The 25,384-nt window shown below is 52.0% G+C and carries 20 protein-coding genes and 1 pseudogene; 9 read left to right on the top strand and 12 right to left on the bottom strand.

Going from position 1 to position 25,384, the window contains the following annotated elements; translation table 11 throughout:
• The first annotated feature begins 227 nt into the window (after nucleotides 1–227).
• Nucleotides 228–617, top strand: coding sequence for a hypothetical protein (locus tag CCY32_RS13260; protein ID WP_088331444.1), 390 nt, complete (start codon nucleotides 228–230; stop codon nucleotides 615–617).
• Nucleotides 618–824: 207 nt separating this feature from the next.
• On the opposite strand, the gene CCY32_RS13255 is transcribed toward CCY32_RS13260, so the two are convergent.
• The 9 genes from CCY32_RS13255 to cutA all read right to left on the bottom strand — a co-directional run bounded on the left by CCY32_RS13255 (nucleotide 825) and on the right by cutA (nucleotide 11,300).
• Complete coding sequence (locus tag CCY32_RS13255; RefSeq protein WP_088331442.1) at nucleotides 825–2,234, bottom strand: sugar porter family MFS transporter; 1,410 nt, start codon at nucleotides 2,232–2,234, stop codon at nucleotides 825–827.
• Between the two features lie 107 nt (nucleotides 2,235–2,341).
• On the bottom strand, nucleotides 2,342–3,559 hold the full coding sequence (locus CCY32_RS13250; protein WP_088331440.1) for a multidrug effflux MFS transporter: 1,218 nt from the start codon (nucleotides 3,557–3,559) through the stop codon (nucleotides 2,342–2,344).
• A gap of 295 nt (nucleotides 3,560–3,854) precedes the next feature.
• Complete coding sequence (locus CCY32_RS13245; protein ID WP_088331438.1) at nucleotides 3,855–4,223, bottom strand: DUF4168 domain-containing protein; 369 nt, start codon at nucleotides 4,221–4,223, stop codon at nucleotides 3,855–3,857.
• Nucleotides 4,224–4,473: 250 nt separating this feature from the next.
• Nucleotides 4,474–5,643, bottom strand: a complete 1,170-nt coding sequence (locus tag CCY32_RS13240) for a heme biosynthesis HemY N-terminal domain-containing protein (protein ID WP_088331436.1) — start codon at nucleotides 5,641–5,643, stop codon at nucleotides 4,474–4,476.
• Nucleotides 5,640–7,583 carry a uroporphyrinogen-III C-methyltransferase gene (locus CCY32_RS13235; RefSeq protein WP_088331434.1) on the bottom strand — a complete coding sequence of 648 codons (1,944 nt, stop codon included), beginning with the start codon at nucleotides 7,581–7,583 and terminating at the stop codon, nucleotides 5,640–5,642. The genes CCY32_RS13240 and CCY32_RS13235 overlap by 4 nt, the downstream gene beginning before the upstream one ends.
• Nucleotides 7,576–8,508: a hydroxymethylbilane synthase gene (hemC, locus tag CCY32_RS13230; protein ID WP_088331432.1), complete on the bottom strand. Its 933-nt coding sequence runs from the start codon at nucleotides 8,506–8,508 to the stop codon at nucleotides 7,576–7,578. The genes CCY32_RS13235 and hemC overlap by 8 nt, the downstream gene beginning before the upstream one ends.
• A gap of 84 nt (nucleotides 8,509–8,592) precedes the next feature.
• Nucleotides 8,593–8,982, bottom strand: coding sequence for a DUF2914 domain-containing protein (locus CCY32_RS13225; protein WP_168171519.1), 390 nt, complete (start codon nucleotides 8,980–8,982; stop codon nucleotides 8,593–8,595).
• A 192-nt stretch (nucleotides 8,983–9,174) separates the two neighbouring features.
• Nucleotides 9,175–10,974, bottom strand: a complete 1,800-nt coding sequence (locus CCY32_RS13220) for a protein-disulfide reductase DsbD (RefSeq protein WP_210401743.1) — start codon at nucleotides 10,972–10,974, stop codon at nucleotides 9,175–9,177.
• Nucleotides 10,975–10,976: 2 nt separating this feature from the next.
• On the bottom strand, nucleotides 10,977–11,300 hold the full coding sequence (cutA, locus tag CCY32_RS13215) for a divalent-cation tolerance protein CutA (RefSeq protein WP_088331428.1): 324 nt from the start codon (nucleotides 11,298–11,300) through the stop codon (nucleotides 10,977–10,979).
• A gap of 314 nt (nucleotides 11,301–11,614) precedes the next feature.
• On the opposite strand from cutA, the gene CCY32_RS13210 reads away from it, so the two are divergent.
• Together CCY32_RS13210 and ggt are read left to right on the top strand one after the other, a co-directional pair.
• Entirely contained in the window at nucleotides 11,615–12,097 is a 483-nt protein-coding gene (locus CCY32_RS13210) for an FxsA family protein (RefSeq protein ID WP_088331426.1), read from the top strand.
• Between the two features lie 139 nt (nucleotides 12,098–12,236).
• Nucleotides 12,237–13,886: a gamma-glutamyltransferase gene (gene ggt / locus CCY32_RS13205; RefSeq protein WP_088331490.1), complete on the top strand. Its 1,650-nt coding sequence runs from the start codon at nucleotides 12,237–12,239 to the stop codon at nucleotides 13,884–13,886.
• A 45-nt stretch (nucleotides 13,887–13,931) separates the two neighbouring features.
• Here the strand turns inward: ggt and CCY32_RS13200 are convergent, their stop codons facing one another.
• Nucleotides 13,932–14,834 (bottom strand): sensor domain-containing diguanylate cyclase, encoded by a 903-nt coding sequence (locus tag CCY32_RS13200; protein ID WP_088331424.1) that lies wholly within the window; start codon nucleotides 14,832–14,834, stop codon nucleotides 13,932–13,934.
• A 184-nt stretch (nucleotides 14,835–15,018) separates the two neighbouring features.
• On the opposite strand from CCY32_RS13200, the gene CCY32_RS13195 reads away from it, so the two are divergent.
• Nucleotides 15,019–16,560: a transporter substrate-binding domain-containing protein gene (locus CCY32_RS13195; RefSeq protein ID WP_088331422.1), complete on the top strand. Its 1,542-nt coding sequence runs from the start codon at nucleotides 15,019–15,021 to the stop codon at nucleotides 16,558–16,560.
• 93 nt (nucleotides 16,561–16,653) lie between these two features.
• On the opposite strand, the pseudogene CCY32_RS13190 reads toward CCY32_RS13195, so the two are convergent.
• Both CCY32_RS13190 and CCY32_RS13185 read right to left on the bottom strand, forming a co-directional pair.
• Nucleotides 16,654–17,139, bottom strand: a pseudogene (locus CCY32_RS13190) (ABC transporter substrate-binding protein); the annotation flags it as partial.
• 87 nt (nucleotides 17,140–17,226) lie between these two features.
• Entirely contained in the window at nucleotides 17,227–18,066 is an 840-nt protein-coding gene (locus CCY32_RS13185; protein ID WP_088331418.1) for a LysR family transcriptional regulator, read from the bottom strand.
• Nucleotides 18,067–18,207: 141 nt separating this feature from the next.
• Between CCY32_RS13185 and CCY32_RS13180 the strand changes: the two genes are divergently transcribed.
• The 5 genes from CCY32_RS13180 (at nucleotide 18,208) to CCY32_RS13160 (ending at nucleotide 25,365) form a co-directional block, all read left to right on the top strand.
• A complete protein-coding gene (locus tag CCY32_RS13180) occupies nucleotides 18,208–19,383 on the top strand; it encodes an acyl-CoA dehydrogenase (protein WP_088331417.1) in 1,176 nt (391 codons plus the stop codon).
• 177 nt (nucleotides 19,384–19,560) lie between these two features.
• Nucleotides 19,561–21,813 (top strand): alpha-ketoacid dehydrogenase subunit alpha/beta, encoded by a 2,253-nt coding sequence (locus tag CCY32_RS13175; RefSeq protein WP_088331416.1) that lies wholly within the window; start codon nucleotides 19,561–19,563, stop codon nucleotides 21,811–21,813.
• A complete protein-coding gene (locus tag CCY32_RS13170) occupies nucleotides 21,813–22,856 on the top strand; it encodes an acyl carrier protein (RefSeq protein ID WP_088331415.1) in 1,044 nt (347 codons plus the stop codon). Before CCY32_RS13175 ends, CCY32_RS13170 begins: the two co-directional genes overlap by 1 nt.
• A 164-nt stretch (nucleotides 22,857–23,020) precedes the next feature.
• Nucleotides 23,021–23,791 (top strand): transporter substrate-binding domain-containing protein, encoded by a 771-nt coding sequence (locus CCY32_RS13165; RefSeq protein WP_088331414.1) that lies wholly within the window; start codon nucleotides 23,021–23,023, stop codon nucleotides 23,789–23,791.
• 17 nt (nucleotides 23,792–23,808) lie between these two features.
• Nucleotides 23,809–25,365, top strand: coding sequence for an amidase (locus CCY32_RS13160; RefSeq protein WP_088331413.1), 1,557 nt, complete (start codon nucleotides 23,809–23,811; stop codon nucleotides 25,363–25,365).
• The last annotated feature ends 19 nt before the right edge of the window (nucleotides 25,366–25,384 follow it).

Genomic DNA, 25,384 nt, shown 5'->3' with positions numbered 1-25,384 from the left:
TGAGCGAACAATGGACATTGGCTGCTGTTGTATGAGCATACCGGGACCACTATAAATCCCACTTCTCGCTTTCCCCGCAACAGGTTATGCACACAGCGCTGGTAGCTGGCTGCAAGCTATTGTTAACATGGGGAAAATGAATAGAAGCTGTGAATAAACCGCACTGCGTCCTCTGCGGCATACCGTGAATTCATGGTAATAACATTGTTAGCTTTTCGGAGAAGAAATTGAACATAAAATTATTGGCGATCGGTGGGTTTGTCTCACTGCTGGGACTTGCTGCTGGCTACCCATACTTATATAGGGTTTACTTATCCGAAGGAACCAAAGCCGTTTTAAAACAGATGGATTATAAGTCGGCTATTGAAGGGTTTGCACTCTGTCAGATTCATAATTATTCCACAGCAAATATGCCTCACGATCAATGCTTAGATTTCTTCAATAACTATGTTCCAGCTGTTTTTGAAAAATCCAAAGATGAAACATTCCCACTAAACTTTACGAAGAAATCTGACCTAGTTAAAACATACAATCTGGTACAAAAAGATCTGCGAGAGTTCGGTCTTGAAGAGCTTCCACCATTAAGAGTGCTGACCAATGGGAAAGTCCAAAGCTAACAAGCGCATCTTGTCGGACTGGTTTTACGCTGCGCTCCAAACCAGCCGCAAATGCGGGCGTTAAAGGTCCGCTTCTGGCACACAGCTGCCTTGAGTTCCCATATGTGAACTCAAGGTTTAAAGCTGACTGTCAGATTATGCCGGGCAATGCGCATAGGATGTGTCACATGGAGTCAGACCGAATCCAAATAATCTGACCTGATTCCCTTAGCCCTGCATATCCTCCAGTTCGGTGCCCTTGGTTTCATGTACCATTTTTACTACAAACCAGACGGATAAGAGTGCACCGAGGGTATACAGGCCATAAGCCCCTGCCAGTCCGATGCCCGCGAGTAACAGTGGGAATGTCATGGTGATAAGGAAGTTACTGCCCCACTGCGCCAGACCACTCACAGCAAGTCCAGAACCCCGAATCTGATTAGGAAACATTTCGCCCAGCATGACCCACATTACCGGCCCCCAGGACATATTAAAAAAGAATACGTAAGCATTCGCACTGATCAGCGCCAGGGGGCCCCAATCTCCCATGACCAATCGGCCCGAGTCGCCCACACCAGCATTGGCAAACGCCAGAACCATTAAGCCCAGGGTCAGCGTCATCCCCACTGATCCCCATTTCAGCAAAGGTTTGCGACCGATTTTATCAATCACCATCACGGTGATAACACACGCAGCAATACTGAGAGCACCGCTGATCACATTGATCAGCAGAGCATCCGATTCTGAGAATCCCACCGCCTGCCACAACACGGCGCCGTAATAAAAAACCACATTGATGCCCACCAGCTGCTGAAATGTTGCCAGCCCGATACCAACCCACACGATCCGCCGGACTTTGCCACTTTGCCGACTGATCAAATCGGCAAAACGGGGCCGGTGGTCTTCAGCCAGGGAGCCCTTTATTTCTTCCATTTTCCGTGTTGCGGTGGCGCTGCCGTATAAACGGGTAAGAACCGCTTCGGCGATATTTGCCTGCCCTTTAAGGACCAGAAAACGTGGACTTTCCGGAATAAACAGCAACATCAGCAGAAACACCAACGCGGGCAGTAACTCCATCCAGAACATCCATCGCCAGGCCTGAAAATCGAGCCACAACACGGCAGTTGAGGCACCGGCAAACTCTGCCAGGGTATAATTACTGACAAACGACAAAAACAATCCGCTGATAATAGCAATCTGCTGAATGGTGGTTAGCATTCCCCGATACCGCGCAGGAGCCACCTCGGCGATGTAAGCTGGAGCCATCACCGAAGCGCCGCCTACTGCCAGCCCGCCAATAATGCGATAAAGCACAAACTCCAGCGAACTATCGGCCACCCCGGAACCCCAGGCGCTGATGAGAAAAAATACTGCCGCTACACGCAACAGCGCACGACGCCCATAAATGTCGGCAAGACGCCCGGCAAAAAATGCCCCTACTGCACAACCAAGTAACATGCTTGATACATTAAAACCCGTTCCCACACTTTGTGAGTTGAAGGCCTGTTGCAGACCGTCTACGGTGCCGTTGATCACGCCACTGTCAAAGCCGAACAGAAAGCCGCCTATAGTGGCAACAATGCTGATAAAAAGAATAAAGGCCCGATTGTCCTCTGATGGCTGTGCTGGTGCTTCCATTTTGTTGTGCAACGTCGCGTCTCCTGTGCTCATGGATGAAAGTCAGCATAAAATCTATTTGTTCGATTGAACAGTATATTGAACAATAAATATGCGACTGCGCATCGCTACTGGGCCTCGCCCTCCGCCTCCTCATCTTCTACCGTGGTTCTGCCATGGGTCAGTAAACGGGTCAGCAGAACGGCAACCACAGCACAAAACATCAGAGCAGCAAAAGGTACGGCCGTGCCGGTATAGGTCACCGCCAATACCGGTCCCACCAGTGCACCACTGCCAAAACGCAGACTGCCGATGACCGCTGTTGCCGTGCCTGAGTGATGAGGGAAGCGGATCAGAATCAAGGCATCGGCATTTACCGCCATCAGTCCCAGAGAAGCGATTAAAGGGATGATACTGATTACCGTCCACGCCAGCCCCATCTCCAGCATGTTAACGCTGAGCAGACTGACTGAGGCCAGTAACCCTAATACCAGGCCAATGCTCAACATTCTTTCTGAGCCGAGACGCACGACCAGCCGTGTGTTGATAAAATTCACCAGCATCAGCGCGGCCACATTCGAGGCAAAGAGAATACCGAATAACTGCTCCGACACCCCAAAAGCCTCCATATACACTACGGGTACGGCGGTCAGGTAGCCAAAAAACGCGAAGGATACCAGCATAGAAATGGCAATATGAGGTTGTGCCCTGCGGTTACCCAGCACTGTGACATAGCCCGAGAAAAACAGCCTTAACCAGGGACCATGTTGGGTACGGGTCGCCACTTCCGGCAGCCACCGAAATGCCGGCAGCCATAGCAACATAGCGTAGCAGGCCAGTACGACGAAGATGGCTCGCCAATCAAACCACTGCAGAATCAGGCTGCCCACACTTGGTGCGATCAATGGCGCGATCATCATAATCATCGACACATAAGACATGCCTTTGGCGGTATTCTGCCCATACAGGTGCCGCACAATCCCGGGGACCACCACGGCAGCGGCCCCACCTGACATGGCCTGCAGGGTACGCAATAGCAGAAACCACTCTATGCGTTGCACAAAAGCAATGGCAACACTGAATAGTATAAACAGGCACAGTCCCCACAACGCCAATGGACGCCGGCCGACGATATCGGCAATGGGACCAAACACCAGCATAGACAGGGCGAAGCCTGCCAGGTAACAGCTAAGGGAGACCTGGACCAGGGAAATTTCGCTATCCAGACTCTCGGCTATCGTCACAAAAGCTGGCAGATACATATCGATAGCCAGCGGCGTAACCGCCGTGATGGAGGCCAGTAATAAGATGACCCAATTAATGGTTTTTGGCTGGGGTGCCTGCATAAATCCTCCGTGAGCAGGCCATCATACGCCAGACAGCAATACAGAGTAAGCGTCCAAGCGTTACAATCCGTAATAGCTGCGACAACCGGTCATGCGCATGAATTGAGATGACTAGTATGCCTTACATTAAAAGCATCTGAGGGTAAGCAAAGGGGACGAACAACTAGCAGCGCTTCAAACCGAGCCGTCAGTGTTCTGGGTGATCTGGCATGGGTCGCAACGCGGGCCTGAAAGAACAGCACTCGCCGGTCTTACTGACCAGCGAGCCTACGCTAACAGAGTAAAGACAAGGATATTACTCAGCGGCCATCGTATTCAGTCGCTCACGCAGTTGCTCGTCGGTTTGCAGACGTTTAACAATGGTGTTGTATTCCTGTGCAGACAAGCCTGATTGTGACACGGCCTCAATCATTTCCTGCTGGGCCTTTTGCTGAATTTGCTGAGCCTGCGTTTTGTCCTGTGCATTTTGAAACGCTTCAGCATATTTATTGCTGATGGCGCGAACCTCATTCATTGCACCAACAACCTGCTGCAACTTTGCATCGCTGACCGCTTGCTGTGTCTGAACTGATTGCTGAACCGGCGCCGCATCCTGGGCAATGGCGGATATACTCAACCCCAACAACGCCATACTCGTTGAAATGGCAAGAATTAGCTTACGCATAATTGGTCTCCTGTTTTGGCTGCGTTGATGCCAGCCAGATAAATGATTTCCGGCAGTCCCCTTCAGGACAACTGCCAGAAGCGTCAGCAAACCGCTGGGCTGTTAACCGCGGAAATACCGAGAAACAGGCAGACACTAACAAGCTGCGAACGAGTTCTCAACCACACAAAGCAGAGCATAACCACAATACGGGCAGCATGAGGCGCGCGGTTTTCTCAGCTGGCACGAGAGGTCAGCACAAACCTACGGATCAGGAGAGGTTTTGTTTGTAGAGTGTCAGTGCAGCCTTGTCATCCTGCTGCAACTCTTTCACATGCGCCAGACGCAGGCGATCATACTGGCTCTGAGCCCCATCAGGACGCAAATGCAGGGCTTTAGACAGCGCTTTTTCAGCCAGCCTGAGGTCGCCCGAATGCATTGCCAGCTGACCTAACACGGATAATAGCTCAGCATTTTTCTCATCTGTTTTTAACCAGCTTTCCAGTGCCCTGATAGCCCTGACCGGATTCGGCATCTTCAGCTCCCGCAATAACGGTAACAGAACCGGATGAGGACCTTTTTTCTGCCAATCCACCAGCAACCCCTCTGCATCACTGTCCATTCTCTGGGCCAGTAACTGCTCAATATAAGCTGCCTGATAGGCCGGATCCTGACGCACACTGCGAGGTAACTTCTGCCAGTAGGCTTTGAGTTGGTTCGCGCCTTCTTTACTTGCCACTTCGGCGAGAATGCCTCGTGCTGCACGCAACATCCATTTCTCTGTGGCTTCTCTACCTAACAACTTTTTCCATGTGCGTAACTTTTCACGCAACACCTGCCATTTCCCCGCATCGGCAAGGGCCCGTGACCACAACGCCGCAACCTGCGGATGATTCTGGTGCTTATCATCCAGTTCGTTAAGCAGCGATAATGCCTGTTTGGGATTGTTCTGCCCCAATGCCAATTCCGTCAGATGCAATCGTGCTGCAAGCGCGCAGGAAGAGTACGTCAGCGCTTGCGTCCATTTTTGTTTGGCTGTTTCAAGCTGCCCCGCACGCATAGCCGCCTGCGCTGCCAGCAACAAATCGAGACCGGAAAAATGATCGCTGTCGACCTTGGCAAGCTGCCGCTGTGCTTCGCCAAGATCATTCTCTTCCAGGGCAATGAGCCCCTGACTGAAGGCCTTACGACGACGTCGCTCACCCCAGCTTCCCAACCATTGCCGAGAGCCAGTTGCCAGGGTCAGCAGGCGCTTGACGAGCCATTCCAGTAGTAAAAAACCAATAATCGCCGCAAAGACCATCAGGCCCAGGGAAATCACACTCATCTCGATGGTCCAGTGTCCCAGGGCAATCAGCACGTAACCCTTATGACCAATCAGAAAAGGCCCCACCACCAGACCGGCGGTCAGCAATGCCAGTAACACCAACAAACGTATCATGGTTGCTCACCCTGATACTGTGAAGACAGGCGCTGCTGCAACACATCCTCCAGAGCCAATGACGATTGCAACTGCCGAGGGTAGTCGCGACGAATGTTAGTCTCCAGCAATTCCTGCAGGCGGGCTCTGAAACCCGCCACCGCCGGTGCCTGGGGGGCAAAGTATTTCTGGAGTATGCTCAGTGCTTCGCGCAAAAAGACGGGGTACAGCTCCACCTCTTCTTTTACAAGCCCATGCTGAGCCTGCAACAAGTACAATCGCAACTGCTCTCGCACCAGCCACTGCTGACTGTCATCGAGTAAAGGTTTAGTCTGCTCCGTACGTCTGCGCACCGTGACAAAGTCATCCACAATAGCGCGCCAGCTGCGCTTGAGGTTAGTGCGCCAGTCCGACACCGAATCGGTCAGTGTCTGATCGGAACCATCCTGTTCGGCCTCCGGCAATACCACCATGTCCAGCGGCAACGTATCTACCTGATTAGCCAGCGCCCCTAACTGCAATGCCAGCTTTGTCAGTGGCTGTGGATTAATCTGTCGCAATGCCTGAACATCATCGGCGATCACCTGGCGCACCGGAATCAGACTCGGGTCATTAAGATCCTCAAGGCGACTGTCAGCGGATTCCAGTAATAACACCGCGGTCGTCAGATCTTTTTCCAGCCACACTTTGCGTCCTGCCATACGCACCAGATATGCCGCTTCCGCCAGCAGCCAGTCATTGGGTCGGCGCCCCTGCATTTTCTGTAATTGCTGTTGGTTTGCACTGAGTGCCTGCTCAAAACTGGCCAGCTGCTGCTGCAACTGTTGTTGTTGCTGCTGTGTTGCCTGTTGTGCTTGTGTGGTATCGGTTACACGCTGATTGAGTTGTTGCGCCAGCACCTGACGTTGCTGTTGTGCTTGTTCAATCAAATCCTGAACTTCGGTGTCTTCTGCCTGCTGAGCCAGCTGAAACTGTTGCCACGCCCAGTAACCCGCCGCGGCCAGCGCCACAACCATTAACAGATTAAGTACCATCAGTAACCACAGGAAACCGCTTCGCCCCGCTCGCGTAGCCGTGTTTTTACCCGCTTTGTCAGATGGATTGGAAGTGTTGGTGGTCGATGCCGGAATAGCCCCAGACGCTTTTTCCCCCGCGGCCTTGGGTGATGCCTTGTCGGTACTTTTTTGTGGCGTATTTTTACGGGGTTGCTGGTCTGATTCAGACATAGATTGTTGCTCCAAAAAGTGCCGGGCAGTCTTGATCAATGCTTCATCGCTGGCATCGTCACTGCGCAAAACGTGTGTAATCCCTCGCTCCCTAGCCTCCTGCATCAGCCTGTCACTGACCAGGATCCAGGGCCGGGAGCACAACCAACTCGGGTCAAACTGATCAAAGGCCGCCGCCATCAGTTCACCGCTGGTACTTATAATGCATTGAATCTGCTCTGGTTTCCATGGCCCTGTCGGCTTTGGCTGACGGACCCGCTGACGCCGGTACAGATTCAGTGCAATCAGGTGTGCGCCCCGCTCAGTGAGTGTCTGTGCAAGCAACGGACGGCCGCCTTCGCCTTTGAGCAGCAACACCGACTGGCCATTGATGGCATTCAACTCCGCCAGTGTCAGTAGCCCTTCAGAATCTTGCTGTTGCGGCACTTGTACACTGACACCCGCCTGGCGAAGCAGCGCTGCAGTACTGTTACCCACCGCAAAATAACTGAGTTGGGACGGCCATTCTTTGTCAGTCATCGCGTCGACCGCCAACCTCGCGGCCGAGGTACTGATAAAGATCACTTTGCTCTGCGCAGGCAATGAGTGCAGTTTTTCCACCCACTGAGTCAGCGCGTCAGGCTGCGCAACAATGTCGATCAGCGGGATACCAACGACGTCAATGCCCTCGGCCTCAAAGCGAATACAACTTTGCTGACACTTACCCTCGGGGCGCAGGAGTAAAAATTTAGCCATGCTGATACAGCGCGTTTAAAATCCGGTCTGCGCCACGGTGCAGCAGTGCTTGTCCAAGCTGCTTGCCCAGAGCTTCAGCTTCACTGGCGTGGCCACGCACTTCGGCGTGTATGACTTCACTGCCATCGACAGCACCGACTAAGCCGCGCAGCCAGATTTGTTCGTCTTCGAGCAGGGCGAAACCGCCTATGGGCACCTGACAGCCGCCCTGCAGAGTGTGGTTCATGGCCCGTTCGGCCTGAACACGTATGGCCGTGGGAGCATGATTAAGGGGCTCGAGTAAGGCGATCAGATCCGCATCATCATGACGACATTCAATCCCGACAGCGCCCTGTCCCACTGCGGGCAAACAGAATTCCGGTTCAATACTGTGACGGATTCGCTCACCCATGCCAAGGCGAATCAAACCCGCCGAGGCCAGAATAATGGCGTCATAGTCACCCTGATCTAATTTACCAAGGCGGGTATTCACATTGCCACGTAAATCGCGGATCTGCAGATCACCACGCCAGGCCTTGAGCTGGCATTGCCGACGCATGCTTGAGGTACCGACCACGGCATTCTCTGGCAAGGCTTGCAAACTCTCATAGTGATTCGATACAAAAGCGTCGAGGGGATTTTCCCGCTCACAAATGGCATACAAACCGAACCCCTCCGGCATCTCCATGGGCACATCTTTCATCGAGTGCACGGCAATATCGGCCCTGTCTTCCAGCATCGCGACTTCCAGTTCCTTAATGAACAAGCCTTTACCGCCAATTTTGGCAAGGGGGGTATCGAGGATACGATCTCCCTGGGTAGACATAGGCACCAGTTCCACTTGTAAATCAGGATGCGCCGCCTCCAGAGCGTGTTTAACATAATCTGCCTGCCACAAGGCCAGGGCGCTTTTGCGGGTAGCAATACGGACAAGGGATGAATGCATGCAATTCTCTTAACAGAATAAACCAGGCGGGATAATAACATTGCGCCTGGGGTTTATCAGCTTGTCTGTTATCCGCTCTCAAGCCTAATAATTGTTCATGGCCACCGTAAACTGGAAGTCTTTGGTTTGCAGTATCTGGTCACCTGCCCATACCTGAACCTGCCAGCCGCCCTGCCACTTGGGCAATAGATCTTTGCTCGACCAGGTGCGCCAGCTATTGCTACCAATGTCAAATGTCACTTCAGCCATCAGTGTCCCTTGGTGAAACCACTTGTGCACGATTTGCTGATTCATGCGATTTTCAATGTGAGTAAAAAACCACACCCGGGTAATTTCTCCGGTGCGTCCCACCACCTCGTCCTGCAAATCGTCCACAGGCTCACGATTTTGGATTTCACTGGTTAACTGGCTGCGCAGCACATCCGCCTGTGTGCCCAACGCAACGCCCAGGAGTAAGATCAGTAACCACCTCATTATCTGCTCTCCAAAGCTATGATGTTGATAAGTGTAGACGAAAGCCGTTGAATAGTTGCCGGCGGGTTCAACTCTGCATCCGTTTACCAATGAGATTGCAGTCATCAGCTCTGAGTTATCAGCAGAAGTACAACGTCACTTTACGCAGAGTAGCCCCCTTACAACTGATGGCAGCAAACTGAAAACTTTCACCTACAACGGCAGTTTTTCCAAATGCGTCGCAAAGCGCTCTGCGTTCATAAACCCGGTTACCCGGGCCCGCTGCAATTCGTTGCCCTTCGCATCGAAGAACAAGATAGTCGGCAAGCCAAGGACTGAAAACTCCTCCTGAAATTCCAGACTGGTGGGCGTGTTTTCTGTCAGGTCTATCTGCATCAATACGGTATTGGACAATGCCTCTTTCACGCGCGGATCGGGAAAGGTGTACTTTTCAAACTCTTTACAGGCTACACACCAATCTGCATAAAGATCGATCATCACCGATTTGCCTTGCGCATTGGCCGCCTGCAATTTGGCAGCGAAATCACCGAGGTCACGTACTCGCACGAAATCCACACCATGTTGAACGGGCTGCGGATTGTTAACCTGTTGCACCGCAGGGGGCATGCCGGTGCTGTTGCCCGGCAGTACTGCCTGGTAACCGTATAATGCCGATGCAAACAAGCCCAGGAAAATCAACAGGCTACGCACGCCCTTAAAGAAGGTGGTGGGGGTGCCCTGATTCATAACCTGCCAATAACTGAACGTTGCCAGACCCAACAACGCCCAGCCAAGATCCGTCCAGCGGTTTTCCACCAGGCGCTCGACAAATAGCAGCGCCACGGCCAGCATCATAAAGCCAAACGTCACTTTGACGATATTCATCCAGGCACCGGCTTTGGGTAACAATTTCCCCCCGGTCATACCAAACAGCACCAGCGGTATTCCCATACCAATGCTCAGGGCATATAAGGCCGTAAAGCCCAGTACCAAATCCCCGCTTTGGGCAACGAACAGTAAAATACCGGTCAAAGGTGCCGTGGTACAGGGTGAGGCCACCAAACCGGAAATGGCACCCATCAAAAAAACACCGGTGTAATTGCCGCCCTTCTGCTTGTTGCTAAGGCTATTCAGCTTCTCCTGCCATTTAGCCGGTAATTGCAGCTCCCAGGCGCCAAACATCACTAACGCCAGCAGTGAAAAGACCGCAATGAACGTCACCAGAATCGCAGGGTGTTGCAAAGCCGCCTGGAATCGGACCCCTGCCGAGGCAACCACCAGTCCCAGTAAGGAATAGGTAATGGCCATCCCCTGCACATACACAAAACTCAGGCTAAAGGCTTTTGAGGTTTTGATCTCCTTGCCCTGACCGATAATGATGCCGGATAAAATCGGATACATCGGAAAGACACAAGGGGTCAATGCGAGCCCCGCCCCCAGAGCGACAAAAATCAGCAGTGTCCAGAGCAGGTGTTGTTCACTGGAGAGCAAATCAGCCAGTTCAAATTGCTCCGAGCGACTCGCCGATGACTCCTCTTCAGGGGCCGCAATACTCTCTGAGCCGTCACCAACCTGATCCAGATAGACCACTCGCGTTGTAGCCGGATAGCACAGGCCCGCCTCTGCGCACCCCTGATAGCGAACTTTTACCACACCATCCTGAGCCGAAGCCAGGATGTCGTACTCAATGACCACGTCATCGAAATACACTTCAGACACACCAAAATATTCATCTTCAATTTCTTGTCCCTTTGCAGGGTCATAGCGCCCCTCGGACAGAGTCACATCGGTCAGTGCCGTTTTAAATTGTTTCTTGTAAAGGTAATACCCTTCGGCAATTTGCCAGCTGAGTGTCAGTTTGTCGTTTTGCTGACGAAATTCGAACTTAAAGGCCTCTTCCACTGGCAGGAATTGCTGCTGCTCGCCTAACAAATCGGCCAGCGGGTCCTGCGCCACAGCGACAGAGGAAACACTCAGCAACAAGGCGGCGAGAAAACAGGAAACAGTTTTTATCATCATGTTGTACTACTTTTAATCCAATTCAGGTAAGTGGTGCTGCCGCCGGCAACATCTATGATCAGCCATTCCGGCTCATCATAAGGGTGCAGGCTTAACACCAGCTTATAGAGTGCATCGGTATTACTGCGTGTGGTTTTTATCAGAAGCTGCACTTCACGGTCTTTTTCCACTTTACCCTGCCAGCTGTAGACTGAGGTCAGACCGGGAACGATACTGACACAAGCAGCCCGCTTTTGCTCCACTGCCGCAGTAGCAATTTCACTGGCGCTGGCCTCATCGGGACAGGTGCAAAGCACCAGGCAACTATCAGATACTGTCATCAGACCCTTCCTGTTCACTTTGTCTTTCAAAAAAATATTGTGTCATCACCCATTGCGATCGGATGGTGCAAACTGTGGCAATCATATACTTTGTAACATTTAAGTGGCAGGCACGAAATAGTGACCCCATTGCCGATAAGTGCAGTGCTGCTCAGGGCCGACACCCTATGTATCAAGGGCTACCCTGGAAATCGTGGCGCACACTGGCTGGGTTTTCGTCTGCAGTGCCGTGTGCGACCACACTTGCATTGCTATAGTTGACCCCAACATACTGGTGTATCGCGTTACGATCCGCCGGACCATAAGGATACCCCATGGGAAAACTGTTTTTTCTGTTTGCTGTGATGCCCATCATAGAAATTGCATTGCTTATTGAGGTAGGCGATCGCATTGGCGGCTGGCCTACCATTGGCCTGGTTATTCTCACTGCCGCCGTCGGTGCCGCTCTGGTAAGGCTTCAGGGTGTCGCCACCTTGTTTCAGGCCAGACGCAAACTGGACAGCGGACAGGTACCCGGCCAGGAAATGCTTGAAGGGTTAATGCTGGCCATTGCCGGTGTGCTGTTGGTAACGCCCGGCTTTGTTACCGATGCCTTCGGCCTGTTACTGGTGGCCCCTGTTACACGTCCGTTTATTGCCAGATGGTTGTTGAGTAAACTGCAAATTCAGATGGTGCAGGCTCAGCAGCAAAGCTACTATCAGCGCCCCCAAAGGGATGATGAGGGTAACACCATAGAAGGCGAGTATGAGGTGAAAGGAAGACAGCAAAGCGCACCTGACAAGTTACCACGAGACTAAACAAGCCCGCCAGACAAGGCATCGGGCATGTGCCATTCTGATAAGTAGTGGACATGCCGATTTTCCCCTTCACCGTAGACATTCTGGCTCACTCAGGATAGGTTAACTCTCTGTTATTACTCTCTTTGTGACGGTGAAAATGTTAAGACTATATATTCTTATAATTCTTTTATTCACGCAGCCGGCATTTGCCCAAACACAACAGGCTGCGGTGGCGATGCCTGACAGCTACAGTGCCGATGTGGCCCGTCAGGTACTGGAAAATGGTGGCAATGCCATTGATGCTGCCGTAGCGGCAAATTTTGTTTTGGCCGTTACCCTGCCCGAAGCCGGAAATATTGGCGGCGGTGGTTTTATGCTGATCTATAAAGATAATGAGGCCAGCTTCCTCGATTATCGGGAAAAGGCCCCCATGGCCGCGCACAAAGATATGTATCTGGATGAAGCCGGTAAGGTAGTGCAGGAAAAGCCCTTGTACGGCATTCTCGCCTCGGGTGTGCCAGGCGCGGTGATGGGCATGTGGCAGGCTCATCAAAAACATGGCACAAAAGACTGGTCGGCTCTGCTACAACCGGCTATCAGTCTGGCAGAAGATGGTTTCATGCCTCACCCTAAATTGCTGAAGTCAGTACAACGCTATATCCGACGCGTCAAACAAGAGCGACTGGGACGAAACTTTGACCATTTTTTCGGGCGCATGCGGAAAGATCAATTGTTCAAGCAACCCCAGTTGGCGGCTACCTTAAAGCGTATCGCACAACAGGGGCCTGAGGACTTTTATCGTGGTGAAACCGCTCGTCAGATTACCCGGTTTATGCAGGAGCAAGGGGGCCTGATCAGCCCACAGGATTTAGCCAGCTATGAGGCGAAATGGCGCACTCCGATCAGTGAAAACTGGAATGGCTATCGTATTCTTTCAGCGCCTCCGCCCAGCTCTGGCGGCCTGGTACTGGCACAAATGCTGAAAATGCAGGCCAAGTTGACGCAGCACTTCAGTGGGCTGGAGCACAATTCGGCACAATACATCCATTTACTGGCTGAACTGGGCAAACTCGGCTTCGCCGATCGGGGCGAATACATGGGCGATCCTGATTTCTATCCCGTTCCCACCGACAAACTCCTTGATGATGCCTACATCGAAAAACGGGCCGCAAAGGTGTCTATCGACAGTATTTCCGTGACAAAAAATGTGCAGCCCGGTCTTAAAGAAAGTGAGGACACCACCCATTACTCAGTAATCGACCAGTGGGGGAATGCCGTTTCTAACACCACGACAATCAATCTTAGCTTCGGTAATGGGGTGGTTGTAGAAGGGGCCGGGTTTTTGCTGAACAACGAAATGGACGACTTTAGTGCCAAGCCCGGTGTACCGAACTTTTTCGGTGCCATTGGTAAAGAGGCGAATAAAATTGAACCGCAAAAGCGCATGTTGTCTTCGATGACCCCGACGATTCTGTTAAAACAGGAACAGGTTGAGATGGTTACCGGATCACCAGGGGGCACCACCATTATCAGCTCGGTGTTCCAATCTATCCTCAATCGCGTGCTCTACAACATGAGCGCTGAAGAACTGGTGAATGTCCCTCGCGTACACCACCAGTTACTGCCAAAAGACCTGATTCGTCATCATCCTGGCTTGTCCACAAAAACGAAAGACAGACTAGAGGCGATGGGCTATAAACTCAGCAACCGGCGTTTTGGTGATTTACAGGTCATCAGCCGTGATAACAATGGTAAGCTCGATGCCGCCTCAGAGGCCAGCGGACGCGGCAAGTCAATGGTATTCTGATACACCAACTGCCCTGGCCTCGGAACCAGGGCAGTCTTGATGCACCTAATCGGCGACGACGCTGTCTTTACCCAGCCCTTTGGCCTTATACAGGGCGCGATCGGCTCGCTTAAGGGTCTCTTCGCAGGATTCATCTGCACTGTTCATTTCTGTCACCCCTATGCTAATGGTGGCGGTGCTGTCACCCACAGAAAAACGATCCAGTTCTTTTCTGACATCCTCATTAAGACGCGTGGCAAACTGCAGTGCCTGCTCGGTTTGTGTATTCGGTAACACGATAACAAACTCGTCGCCGCCGAAGCGACAGGCATGATCGGTTTTGCGCAATACTGAACGACACAGATCTGCCAGCGCCAGAATCATCTCATCGCCCGCATGGTGGCCCTTGCAGTCATTGACCTTTTTGAGATTGTCCAAATCCAGCATCAGAACTGATGTGGGAACATCATGGCGCCGGAACGTTTCAAAATGAAGCGACAGATCCCTTTGCAGCTTTCGGCGATTAGACAGGCCTGTCAGCTGGTCTGTATCACCGAGTTCGCGCAGTCGGATTTCAAGCTCATGGCGCTCTGATATATTACTCGCTACCCACAACACCACATCTTGGTTGTCGACCTGAAAATCCAGCGCCTGAATGCGTGCCTCAAACCAGATCGGCTTCTCCGGTCCCTGATCGGGCAGCCCCTTGACGTCCTTGTTGCTGAGTTCATATTCCTCAACCAGTAAGTGTTTAGAACGTAAAGCCCGCTCTATTTGCTGTATAAACCAGGCCGCCTTATCAGGCTTGATCAGATCGGGGATGTACTTACCGACCAGATCGGATCCGTCATGGTAATAGCGGGCATCACGACCACCAAACACCGCCACATACTTACCTTCACGGGAAAAAATAAACGCAGGGTCTGGTAATGCCTGCAACACCGCGTTCATGTGTTCAACATTGATCATAAAGTGGGTCTGCGTAACGTTACTAAAAAGACAGTATCAGGATTACTTGTTTGTGTGAATAGTCTGACAAATTAAGACGCTATCCATTTCGCCACCGTTTCACACCAGTGCAAAAGCACCTCTGCGGTGCTTTTTCTGCGCTACTATTATGGGGTTGCAGAGTTGAAGTAAAGGTGTTTTTGGTATGCAGAACTGGGGTGTTTGTGGGCTGCTGATATTTTTTCCCGTTTTCACATGGGGACAACACGACATTACCTGGTTGACGGACGATCCGTATGATCTCGATTACTACCTCTCCGATACACCTTATTCCATCAACATGGACACCACCAACCTGGTGTTATCGCAGCTCAGGGACGTCGCACTGCACTTCAACTCGGTGTCAGTCGCCCGCATTGACCTACAATTGAGACAAACCCGCAACACCTGCGTATCAAACCGGATGAGAACCCCTGAGCGTGACAAACACAACCTGTTCAGCTTACCGGTCAATATTCACCCGTTGGCAAGGCTTTACTACAACACACAGAAGGTCAACCTGCCCTCACACCTGATCACCAAGGACAATAAATTGAGGAGTATTGTCGCTTTGTTGAACGCCAACCCGGGTTCCAGTATTGCTATTGCCAAAGGGGTTTCTTACGGTACCGAAATCGACGCGCAACTATCACAATTGGCGTCTAGCCAAGTCACCTACTACAGCGTGGACAACCGCAATCTGGCAGAGCCGAAATTATTGACAGAAAGGTTTGTGGATGTCGTGCTGGATTATCCGTCTGACGTGTATAAACAGTCCCTGACCCCATTACCGAACAGTACCATTGCATCCATTCCCCTTGAACAAGAACAGCAGTATATAATCAGTCACATAGCCTGCAGCCGCTCCGAAATAGGTCAAAATGTGATTAAGCAGGTCAATCGTATTCTCACAAGCCTCTACCCCACGGAAGCCTTTTTGAATGCTCACTTGCGGCATCTGCCTTCTGGGGACCGCGCCGATCTGCGCCTCTTTTATCAATCTACTTTTGCGGAATATCTGCCTGCACCTGTCAAAGTTGCCGTGGATGACTTTCCCCCTTTTATTATCTACCAACCTGAACAAGCACCTCACGGACTGGATATCACAATCATCGAGCGCATCAGTCAGGAAACTGGCATTGCACTGGACTATCTGCCATGCCCTTTTGCCCGCTGTATCAGGATGTTGGAAACGGGCGAGGCGGACATCTATATCAGTTTATTTCACTCAGAGGAGCGGGAGCAGTGGATTCATTTCATTGAACCACCGATTACCACAGACTCACCTCAGGCTTTTTATTTACCCAAGGACTCCGCCCTGAGCATTGACGATTACGATGATCTTAAAGATCTTAGCATTGGGGTATTGCGTGACAGTGAGTACTTTGAACAATTTGATCAGGATTCGACACTGAATAAAATCCCTGTGGTTAAAAACCATATGCTCATCGATATGCTGTTAAAGCAGCGTATCGATGTGGTGATTGGCTCCGAGATCGTGATGGATTATCTGATTAACAAGTCGGGTAACGCGCCACTGATCAAAAAAGCGCAATACCGACGTCACGCCAGCCGCCCGGTATATATCGGTATTTCCCGACGTTCCGCGCAGTTACATTTATTACCCAATCTGGAAAGAACCGTGCAAAAACTAAAAGCCGAGGGGGTATTCCATCAGATTTATGAACAGGGGAGCTCGCTTAACTGATACACCCGCTACTTCCATTTCGATGCCAGCTAAGCTGCTTCATCACAATCCTCAATGCCCCTTGGAATTCGCCTATCGGTATTTAAAGAATGTTTATTCCTGTAGTAGTTGTTGATAACTGATTGGCAATAAGGTGTTGATAATAATCTGGTAATCCCCCGATTGTCGCAACTGGCTCAGGCCCAGATTAAATTTTTCCATCAGTGCCTCTGTGCCGGGATAGTGCCGGGAGAGCACCAGATATTGAGGACGGGACTCCAGGGGCGGCGATATCCAGTCAATGCCAGGTGCATGCTGAGGCAAAAAGGTTTGCAGTACATGCTGACCGTTTAGCAGATCAGCTGCAACCAAATCGACCCGGCGGCGGGCCAGCATCCTGAATAACTGCTCATCGGTGGTTACTTCGGCAATACTGATTCCACTTTCCAGTAATGAGGGAATGGCAAAGTACCCTCTCACTCTGCCTACCCGGAGTCCCTGCTGTTTTGCCTGTTTAAAAGACTGGAAGTGGATTGCATTGGCCTTCAGCTTGAATAACACCATCAGATTTGGATAAAGAGGCTGCGAATACAGAAAGTCCTGTGCCCTGTTTGTGTGGCACCAGGTTAGTTGACTGCCACGATCAGACGAATCTCATGGGGTTTTTGCTCATCACCAACGGGGTAATCAGGCAACTCGGTCTGTATCAGTGTCCAAAGCCAGTTTCAGCAACAGGGTGATGATCTCCGTTGGCTGGCGCCAGGCCAGGCCAATCTCGCGGCTCAACTCCAGCCCCTGCAATGGCACAAATCGGACATCCGGGCTATGCAGCTCTTCATGCACGGGCACCAGCGCACAGCCGACACCCGCACTAACCAGACCCAGCGCATATTCAATGGTCTGGATACGGGCGCGGATGTCCAGGGTTATACCCGCCTGTTGCGCCAGTTCACGCAATGCTGCGCAACCTTCACAGGGGTTTCGCTGAATAAAGGCCATCTCACTCAGATCGCTGATGCTGATCATTGACTGCAACGACAACGGGTGATTGGCCGGAACGGCCAACTGATACTTGTCCTGCCAGATCAACTGATAGTGTTCGCCCTGTTGCAACAAGTCGCGCGTAATGATTCTGGCATCGCTACTGTCCTCTGGTGGCACCAGTGACAACTCCAATGCATCACGGGTGCTGGTAAAGGCTTTGAGTAATGCACTCATACGGCTGACCCCCAGACCTTTTGTGACACCCAGCCGAAAAGGCTCTTTTTGCAAGCCACCGGCAAATACCGAGTGAATGGCATCGGCCTGGGCCAATAACTGCTTGGCCAGCGGATACAACTGCTCCGCCGCCTCGGTGGCTTTAACACCGCGGGCATGGCGCAGGAACAATTGTTGTCCCAGCTCATTTTCAAGTTGTTTGATCGCTGCAGATAAGGACGGCTGGGCAATGAAACGCCGCCGTGACGCACTGCTAAAGCTGCCTTGTTCATACACCGCAATAAAGTGTGCCAGAGGGCGAAGTTCCATACTGTCTCCAGACGGGTTTAGATATAGATACAAACTATATCTAATAAAGAAAATTGGTACTATTCCTTTAGCTAAAATGAGCTTAGTATCCTTTCATTCCCATATAAAATTCGTTTTGATCAACTATCAGGTGTAATCGTTATGGCAAAACCCGCTTTCAATTGGCAAGACCCCTTATTACTGGAATCCATGCTCACCGAAGAGGAACGCATGATCCGAGACAGTGCTCACCAGTATTGCCAAGAGCGACTGATGCCGAGGGTTCTCAAAGCCAACCGCGATGAAATTTTCGATCGCGAGATAATGAATGAACTCGGTGAACTCGGTCTGCTGGGTGCGACGTTACCCGAAGAGTACGGCTGTGCCGCTGTTAACCATGTAGTTTATGGCCTGATAGCACGTGAGGTTGAGCGGGTTGACAGTGGCTATCGCAGTGCCATGAGCGTGCAATCCTCACTGGTGATGCACCCTATTCATGCCTATGGTACCGAGGCCCAGCGCCAAAAATACTTACCCAAACTGGCCACTGGCGAATGGGTGGGCTGCTTTGGCCTGACAGAACCCAATGCCGGTTCCGATCCGGCGAGTATGGCCACACGTGCGGAAAGAATCGATGGCGGCTACCGGCTGACGGGAACAAAGATGTGGATCACAAATTCACCCATAGCGGATGTGTTTGTGGTGTGGGGCAAGCTTGATGGTGAAATTCGCGGATTCGTGCTGGAAAAAGGTATGCCGGGTCTCAGCGCGCCAAAAATTGAAGGCAAGTTCTCACTCAGAGCCTCTATCACCGGCGAAATTGTGATGGATAATGTGGTGGTACCGGAAGACAGCCTGCTACCCAATGTCAGCGGCCTCAAGGGTCCCTTTGGCTGTTTAAACAAGGCCCGTTATGGTATTGCCTGGGGTGCCCTTGGCGCAGCGGAATTCTGCTGGCACGCCGCTCGCCAGTACACTCTCGACAGAGAGCAGTTTGGTCGTCCACTGGCAGCAACACAGCTGATCCAAAAGAAACTGGCAGACATGCAAACCGAGATAACAACTGGCCTGATGGCCTGTATTCAGGCTGGACGACTCATGGATGAGAACCTGCTCGCTCCCGAAGCGATCTCTCTTATCAAGCGCAACTCCTGTGGTAAAGCCCTGGATATTGCCCGTGTCGCCCGCGATATGCATGGTGGAAACGGGATTGCTGATGAATTCCATGTGATTCGCCATGTCATGAACCTTGAAGCGGTTAACACCTATGAAGGAACCCATGATGTACATGCATTGATCCTGGGGCGTGCACAGACCGGATTACAGGCCTTCGGCTAACCGGGTTAGACAGGGAATGCGGGGGCAAGTCAGCGCGCCCGGTAGCTGCGACTTGCCGCCGGAGTATCCGGCTGCTGTGGTGTATAAATCACAACTCCCCCGGCCAACCGCGACAGATTAACGATCACCGCTAGCCCGGTCTGCACCTGGAAGAATGGCGGTAATCAGGAGTAAAAGATGTTGGATCGCAATAGTATCGTCAGAGAAAATCTGACTCGTCTTATTGAGCAAGACGCCCTGCCTGAACCGGCACTGCCAATGACGACAGTCGATGCGGGACTGAGTCATAGCCAATTAGTGGAGTTGTTTGAAACTCAGGTCATGAGCCGGCATCTGGATCTGGAGTCCCGGCGCATGCAAAAACAGGGGCAGAGCTTTTACACTATTGGCAGCGCCGGTCACGAGGGCAATGCGGCCTGTGCTGCCGCCCTGCGCCCTGATGATATGGCGTTTTTACATTATCGCAGCGGCGCCTTTGCGATTCAGCGCGCGAAACAGTATCCCGGCAGCACCCCCTTATTCGACATGTTATTGTCCTTTGCGGCTTCTTCCGAAGATCCTATTTCCGGGGGACGGCATAAGGTGCTGGGCAGCAAGAAAATGTTCATTCCACCACAAACCAGTACCATTGCTTCGCATCTGCCAAAAGCCATGGGTACCGCGCACAGTATCGCCCTAAGCCGCAAGCTCGGCAGTAAGCCGGTCATCCCCACCGATGGCATTGTCTATTGTAGTTTTGGCGATGCCTCTGCGAACCATTCCACAGCCCTGGGAGCCATCAATGCCGCCAGTTGGGCCGCATATCAGTCGGTGCCCATGCCGATTCTGTTTGTGTGTGAAGACAATGGTATCGGCATTTCGACACCGACCCCTCAGGGCTGGATCCATGCGAACTTTGCCAATCGCGCGGCACTGGAATACCGCTATTGTGATGGTCTCAACCTGCTGGATACATACCATACCGCCAGTCAGGCGGCGGACTGGGTCAGAAAGCACCGTAAGCCATTGTTTTTACATATGCGCACAGTGAGATTACTGGGTCATGCCGGTTCGGACTCGGAGTTTGCCTATAGGAACCTGCATGCCATCGAAAGCACGGAAGCGCAAGACCCCTTGTTGCACAGCGCCTCACTTTTGAAGAGCCAGGGCATACTCAGCGGGGCAGAGATACTCGATTTATACTCGGATATTGAAAAACGGGTACAGCGTATCAGTCAGGAAGCCGCCAGTCGGCCGCGGTTGACCAGCAAAGAACAGGTTTGTGCCGCGGTGGTGCCACCTAAACGTCAGCCCCCCTCCTCTGAGCCGCTCAGTGAGGACAAGCGCTTAGTCTTATTCTCTCACGAGAAACACAACCTGGGTAAACCACAACACCTGGCTAAATTGATCAATTGGGCACTCATGGACCTGATGGCAGAACACCGGGAGATCGTGCTTTGTGGCGAGGACGTGGGGAAAAAAGGCGGCGTGTATAATGTCACCGCTAAGCTGTGTGAAAAATTCGGCGTTCCCCGGGTTATCAATACCCTGCTGGATGAGCAATCTATTCTTGGCATGGCCATCGGCATGGCTCACAACGGCCTTCTGCCGATTCCGGAAATTCAGTTTCTGGCCTATGTCCACAACGCCGAGGATCAGATACGGGGAGAAGCGGCGACGCTGCCCTTTTTCTCTAATGGGCAGTACACCAACCCGATGGTGATCCGCATTGCCGGGCTGGCTTATCAAAAAGGCTTTGGCGGGCATTTTCATAACGACAACTCCTTCACCCTGTTCAGGGATATCCCCGGGCTGATCCTGGCCTGCCCCTCCAATGGAGCCGATGCCGTTTCCATGTTGCGAGAGTGTGTGCGACTGGCCAGAGAAGAACAGCGCATGGTGGTGTTTCTCGAACCTATTGCACTGTATATGAAGAAAGACTTGCACACCGAAGGTGACAACCTCTGGTCATTTGATTACCGGCCTCCTGCACAAAATGACGCTATCGGTCTCGGAGAACCGGGACGTTACGGAAATGGTAAAGATCTCTGTATTATCAGTTATGGTAATGGTTACTACCTGAGCCGCCAGGCAGAACAACAGCTCAACCGCGAGGGCATTCATTGCACCGTGATAGATCTGCGCTGGTTAGTCCCACTCAATGAGAAAGCCATTGTGGAACACACACAAGGGTTCGATAAGGTGTTAATTGTGGATGAATGTCGACGCAGTGGCTCCGTCAGTGAGGCCATTGTCACCATGCTGCATGAAGCCGATCAGTTAGCCGGTGAGTCGCGCCATATTGAGCGGCTGTGTGCCGAGGACAGCTTTATTCCTCTTGGCAACGCCAGTTATCAGGTGTTACCCAGCACTGAGCAGATCGTCGAACTGGCTCAGACCATGGTTCGGCACAACACAGACAAAAATAACAACATACGTGGGGTGGGTTAATGGGTGCCAAACAAACCGCCGTGGTCATTTGTCCAGGCAGGGGAACCTACAACAAAGATGAGTTGGGCTACTTTGGGCGTCACCACGCCGACAAGGGTCATATCCTCGATGTGATTGACAGCTATCGCCACGCCCAGCAGCAAACGCCCATCAGTGAACTGGACAACCTTTCGGCATATAACATGCGCCTGCATACAGCGGGTGAGAATGCCTCGGCTCTGATTTATGCCTGTGCCAAAGGTGATTTTGAAGCCATCGATAGGGAAAAATATGACATCCTTGCCGTGACCGGTAATTCCATGGGTTGGTACATCGCCCTGGCGATGGCAGGTGCGCTGGGAGAAGAACAGGCCATTGAGCTGATCAATACCATGGGCTCAATGATGGCCGGTAAGCTTATCGGCGGACAGATGATTTATCCTGTGGTGGATGATAACTGGCAGGAAAACCCGGCACTACAGACAGACATAAGGTGCTGGATGGAGGAGGTACAAGCCTTAGCCGGAGCAGAGATCTACGTGTCCATTTTGCTGGGAGGGTATATTGTCTTTGGTGGCAATGACAAAGGCCTGAAAGAAATGGAACTGCGTCTGCCAAGAGTCAAGGACACCTACCCGATGCGATTGTTTAATCACGCTGCGTTTCATACCCCGTTGCTCAGTGAAATTTCTGAACGGGCCAGAGCCTGCTTACCGGCTTCATTATTCAGTAAGCCACGTCTGCCACTTATTGATGGACTGGGGCGTATCTGGCAGCCCTACAGTAGTGAACTGGACGCACTGTATCGTTACACTCTGGATACTCAGGTGGTGGCGCCTTATGATTACTCTGCGGCTATCCGTGTGGCATTAAAAGAATTCGCACCGGACAAACTCATTATCCTTGGACCCGGCGCCACCTTAGGGGGGGCAACCGGACAATGTCTGATTCAGAATCGTTGGCAGGGCATCACCGATAAAGCGAGCTTTATTGACCGTCAGCAGCAGGATCCTGTGTTGCTGGCCATGGGCCTGAGCGAGCAGCGACAGATAGTCACAGGTTGAACAAAAACTGGCGCTCACACCTGGCATCATGAGCGCCCTCTTCCTGAATTGAAGATTGCTACGCTGAAGTGAAACACCGGGATAGCCGAAGGAGGCCATCAGACCGTAGTCAGTTCATCAATGATTCGTTAGACTGGTGACACTATGCAACCAGGTTGATTACCATGCCCCTCCTGATCATCCTCTGCTTTCTTCTGTTCCACGCTCAAGTGCATGCAGAGCGCTACCTGCTAGGCATCGAGGCGATTAATTTCTATCCTCATTACGACTTTTCTGCTCCCCATCAGAACGGCTTTGCCAATGAGGTGTTTGCACTGTTTGCTGAAATGTCGGGGTACGATCTGGTCATGGTGCCGCTGCCCCCAAAAAGGCTATACCATGAACTGGACAGACGCGTGGACCTTATCTATCCGGATCACCCCAGATGGGTGCAATATCAGGGAACTGCGCCGGCGCGCTATTTCAGTCAGGCCGTAACCGGCAATCTTGGTACAGCGATGATCCGCCCAGAGTTCGCTATGGCCAGGACAGAAGATATTCGCAGCGTCGCTATCATCCGGGGCTTTACCCCGGTTGCCTGGCTCAGCCGCGCCAAAGACCGCATCGAGCTGATTGAAGTCACAGATGCTCAATCCGCTTTGGGTCTGGTGCTGAGAAACCGGGTCGACGCCGCTGATGTAGAATACAATGTTGCCAACCACCTGTTGCGTAAGATGGGTAAAGCGGGGGCACTGGTACCAGCGATGAATCTCCCCTACACATTGGGCAGCTACCATCTTTCAAGCGCGACGCATCCTCAGGTGATAACCCAGTTTGATGACTTCCTGCACAAACACAGGCAACAAATCGAACAACTCAAAGCCAGGTATCAGATTTTAGATCGTCCTGATCACTTATTGCGTATTCACGCTGCAACAATCAAGTCCGACCCATGATGAAGGCGAGACATACCATGCTAAAACACTATTCCCTTGTCCTTGCGCTGCTTCTGTTAAGTGCGTGCACCTCAACCCTGACCACAACATCTTCAGACACGCTGCTTGAAGCGGATATTGTCAGTCTTCAGGCGCGTATGAAACGTGACGAGCTGAGCGCGGAACAACTGGTGCAGTTTTATCTGCATCGCATTGCGCAATTCAACCGTCAGGGGCCGCAGTTAAATGCAGTGATCCAGGTAAATGCGGCCGCGTTATCTGAAGCCCGCAAGTTAGATAAAGCTCGTCGCTCGGGTCAGCCTATGGGGCCGTTGCATGGTATTCCGGTTTTGTTGAAGGATAATATCGACAGCGCCGGACTGCCTAATACAGCCGGTTCTGAATTATTAGAAAACAACATGCCCCCGGATGATGCGTTTATTGTCAGTCAATTACGACACGCTGGCGCCATCATACTGGGCAAAGCCAACCTCTCAGAGTGGGCAAACTTTCGTGGTGATCGTTCCAGCTCAGGCTGGAGTGCGGTGGGTGGACAGGCGAAAAACCCTTATGACCCCAGCCGCTCCCCCTGCGGATCAAGCAGCGGCTCGGCCATTGCGGTGGCAGCGAACCTGACCGTGGTAGCCGTCGGCACTGAAACAGACGGGTCACTGGTTTGCCCTGCCGCGGTGAATGGTATCGTCTCGCTAAAACCAACACTTGGCCTTATTAGCAGAGACGGCATTATCCCTATCGCCCATAGTCAAGATACCGCTGGTCCCATGACGCGTACAGTCAGAGACACCGTCATCCTGTTTGCCGCAATGCAAGGCGAAGATCCTGCTGATCCCATCACTTACACAGCGCCACAAGACTGGCAGGCTCATCTGATAAATGATGGGCTCAATGGCAAACGCATCGGTGTTGTGCGCAATCTGACCGGTTACCACGATCTGTTGGATAGCCAGTTCGAGCGTCAGCTGGCCGTATTGCGCAAGCAAGGAGCGATATTGATAGAGGATACCAACATTGACACCTTGCATCAGTGGGGAGAGGACGAATACACGGTACTATTGCATGAATTTAGGGCGGATATTGCCAAATATTTGCAGCAAAGTGGATCGCCTTATCAGAATCTGCAAGAGCTGATTGAAGCCAACCGAAAATCACCTTCCGAACTGGCACTATTTGGTCAGGAAATCTTTGAACGGGCTCAGCAGCGTGGTGTTGAACAACACGACGAATACCTTGAGGCATTGCGCCGAGCAAAACGGCTGGCCGGGAAAGAAGGCATTGACGCCGTGATGCAAAAGCACAACCTGGACATGCTTATCGCCCCTACCGTCGGCCCTGCATGGAAGATTGATCACATCAATGGCGATCACTATATGGGTTCAGCAAGTTCTGCTGCCGCCGTCGCCGGCTATCCGCACATTACTGTTCCAATGGGCTTCATTGAAGTATCCGGCAGCGCCCCTCTCCCGGTCGGTTTAAGCTTCTTTGGCAGCGCCAATTCGGAACCACGATTAATCGAAGCGGCCTATAGTTATGAGCAAGCCAGTCGACACAGACGTCCGCCCAAACTCCCCCATTGATGGGTTCCCTGCCGGAAAT

Source organism: Lacimicrobium sp. SS2-24 (genome assembly GCF_002201535.1).
Classification (GTDB): domain Bacteria; phylum Pseudomonadota; class Gammaproteobacteria; order Enterobacterales; family Alteromonadaceae; genus Lacimicrobium.
Note: the sequence above shows the minus strand (reverse complement) of the source record. Positions and strands in the feature narration are given on the sequence as shown.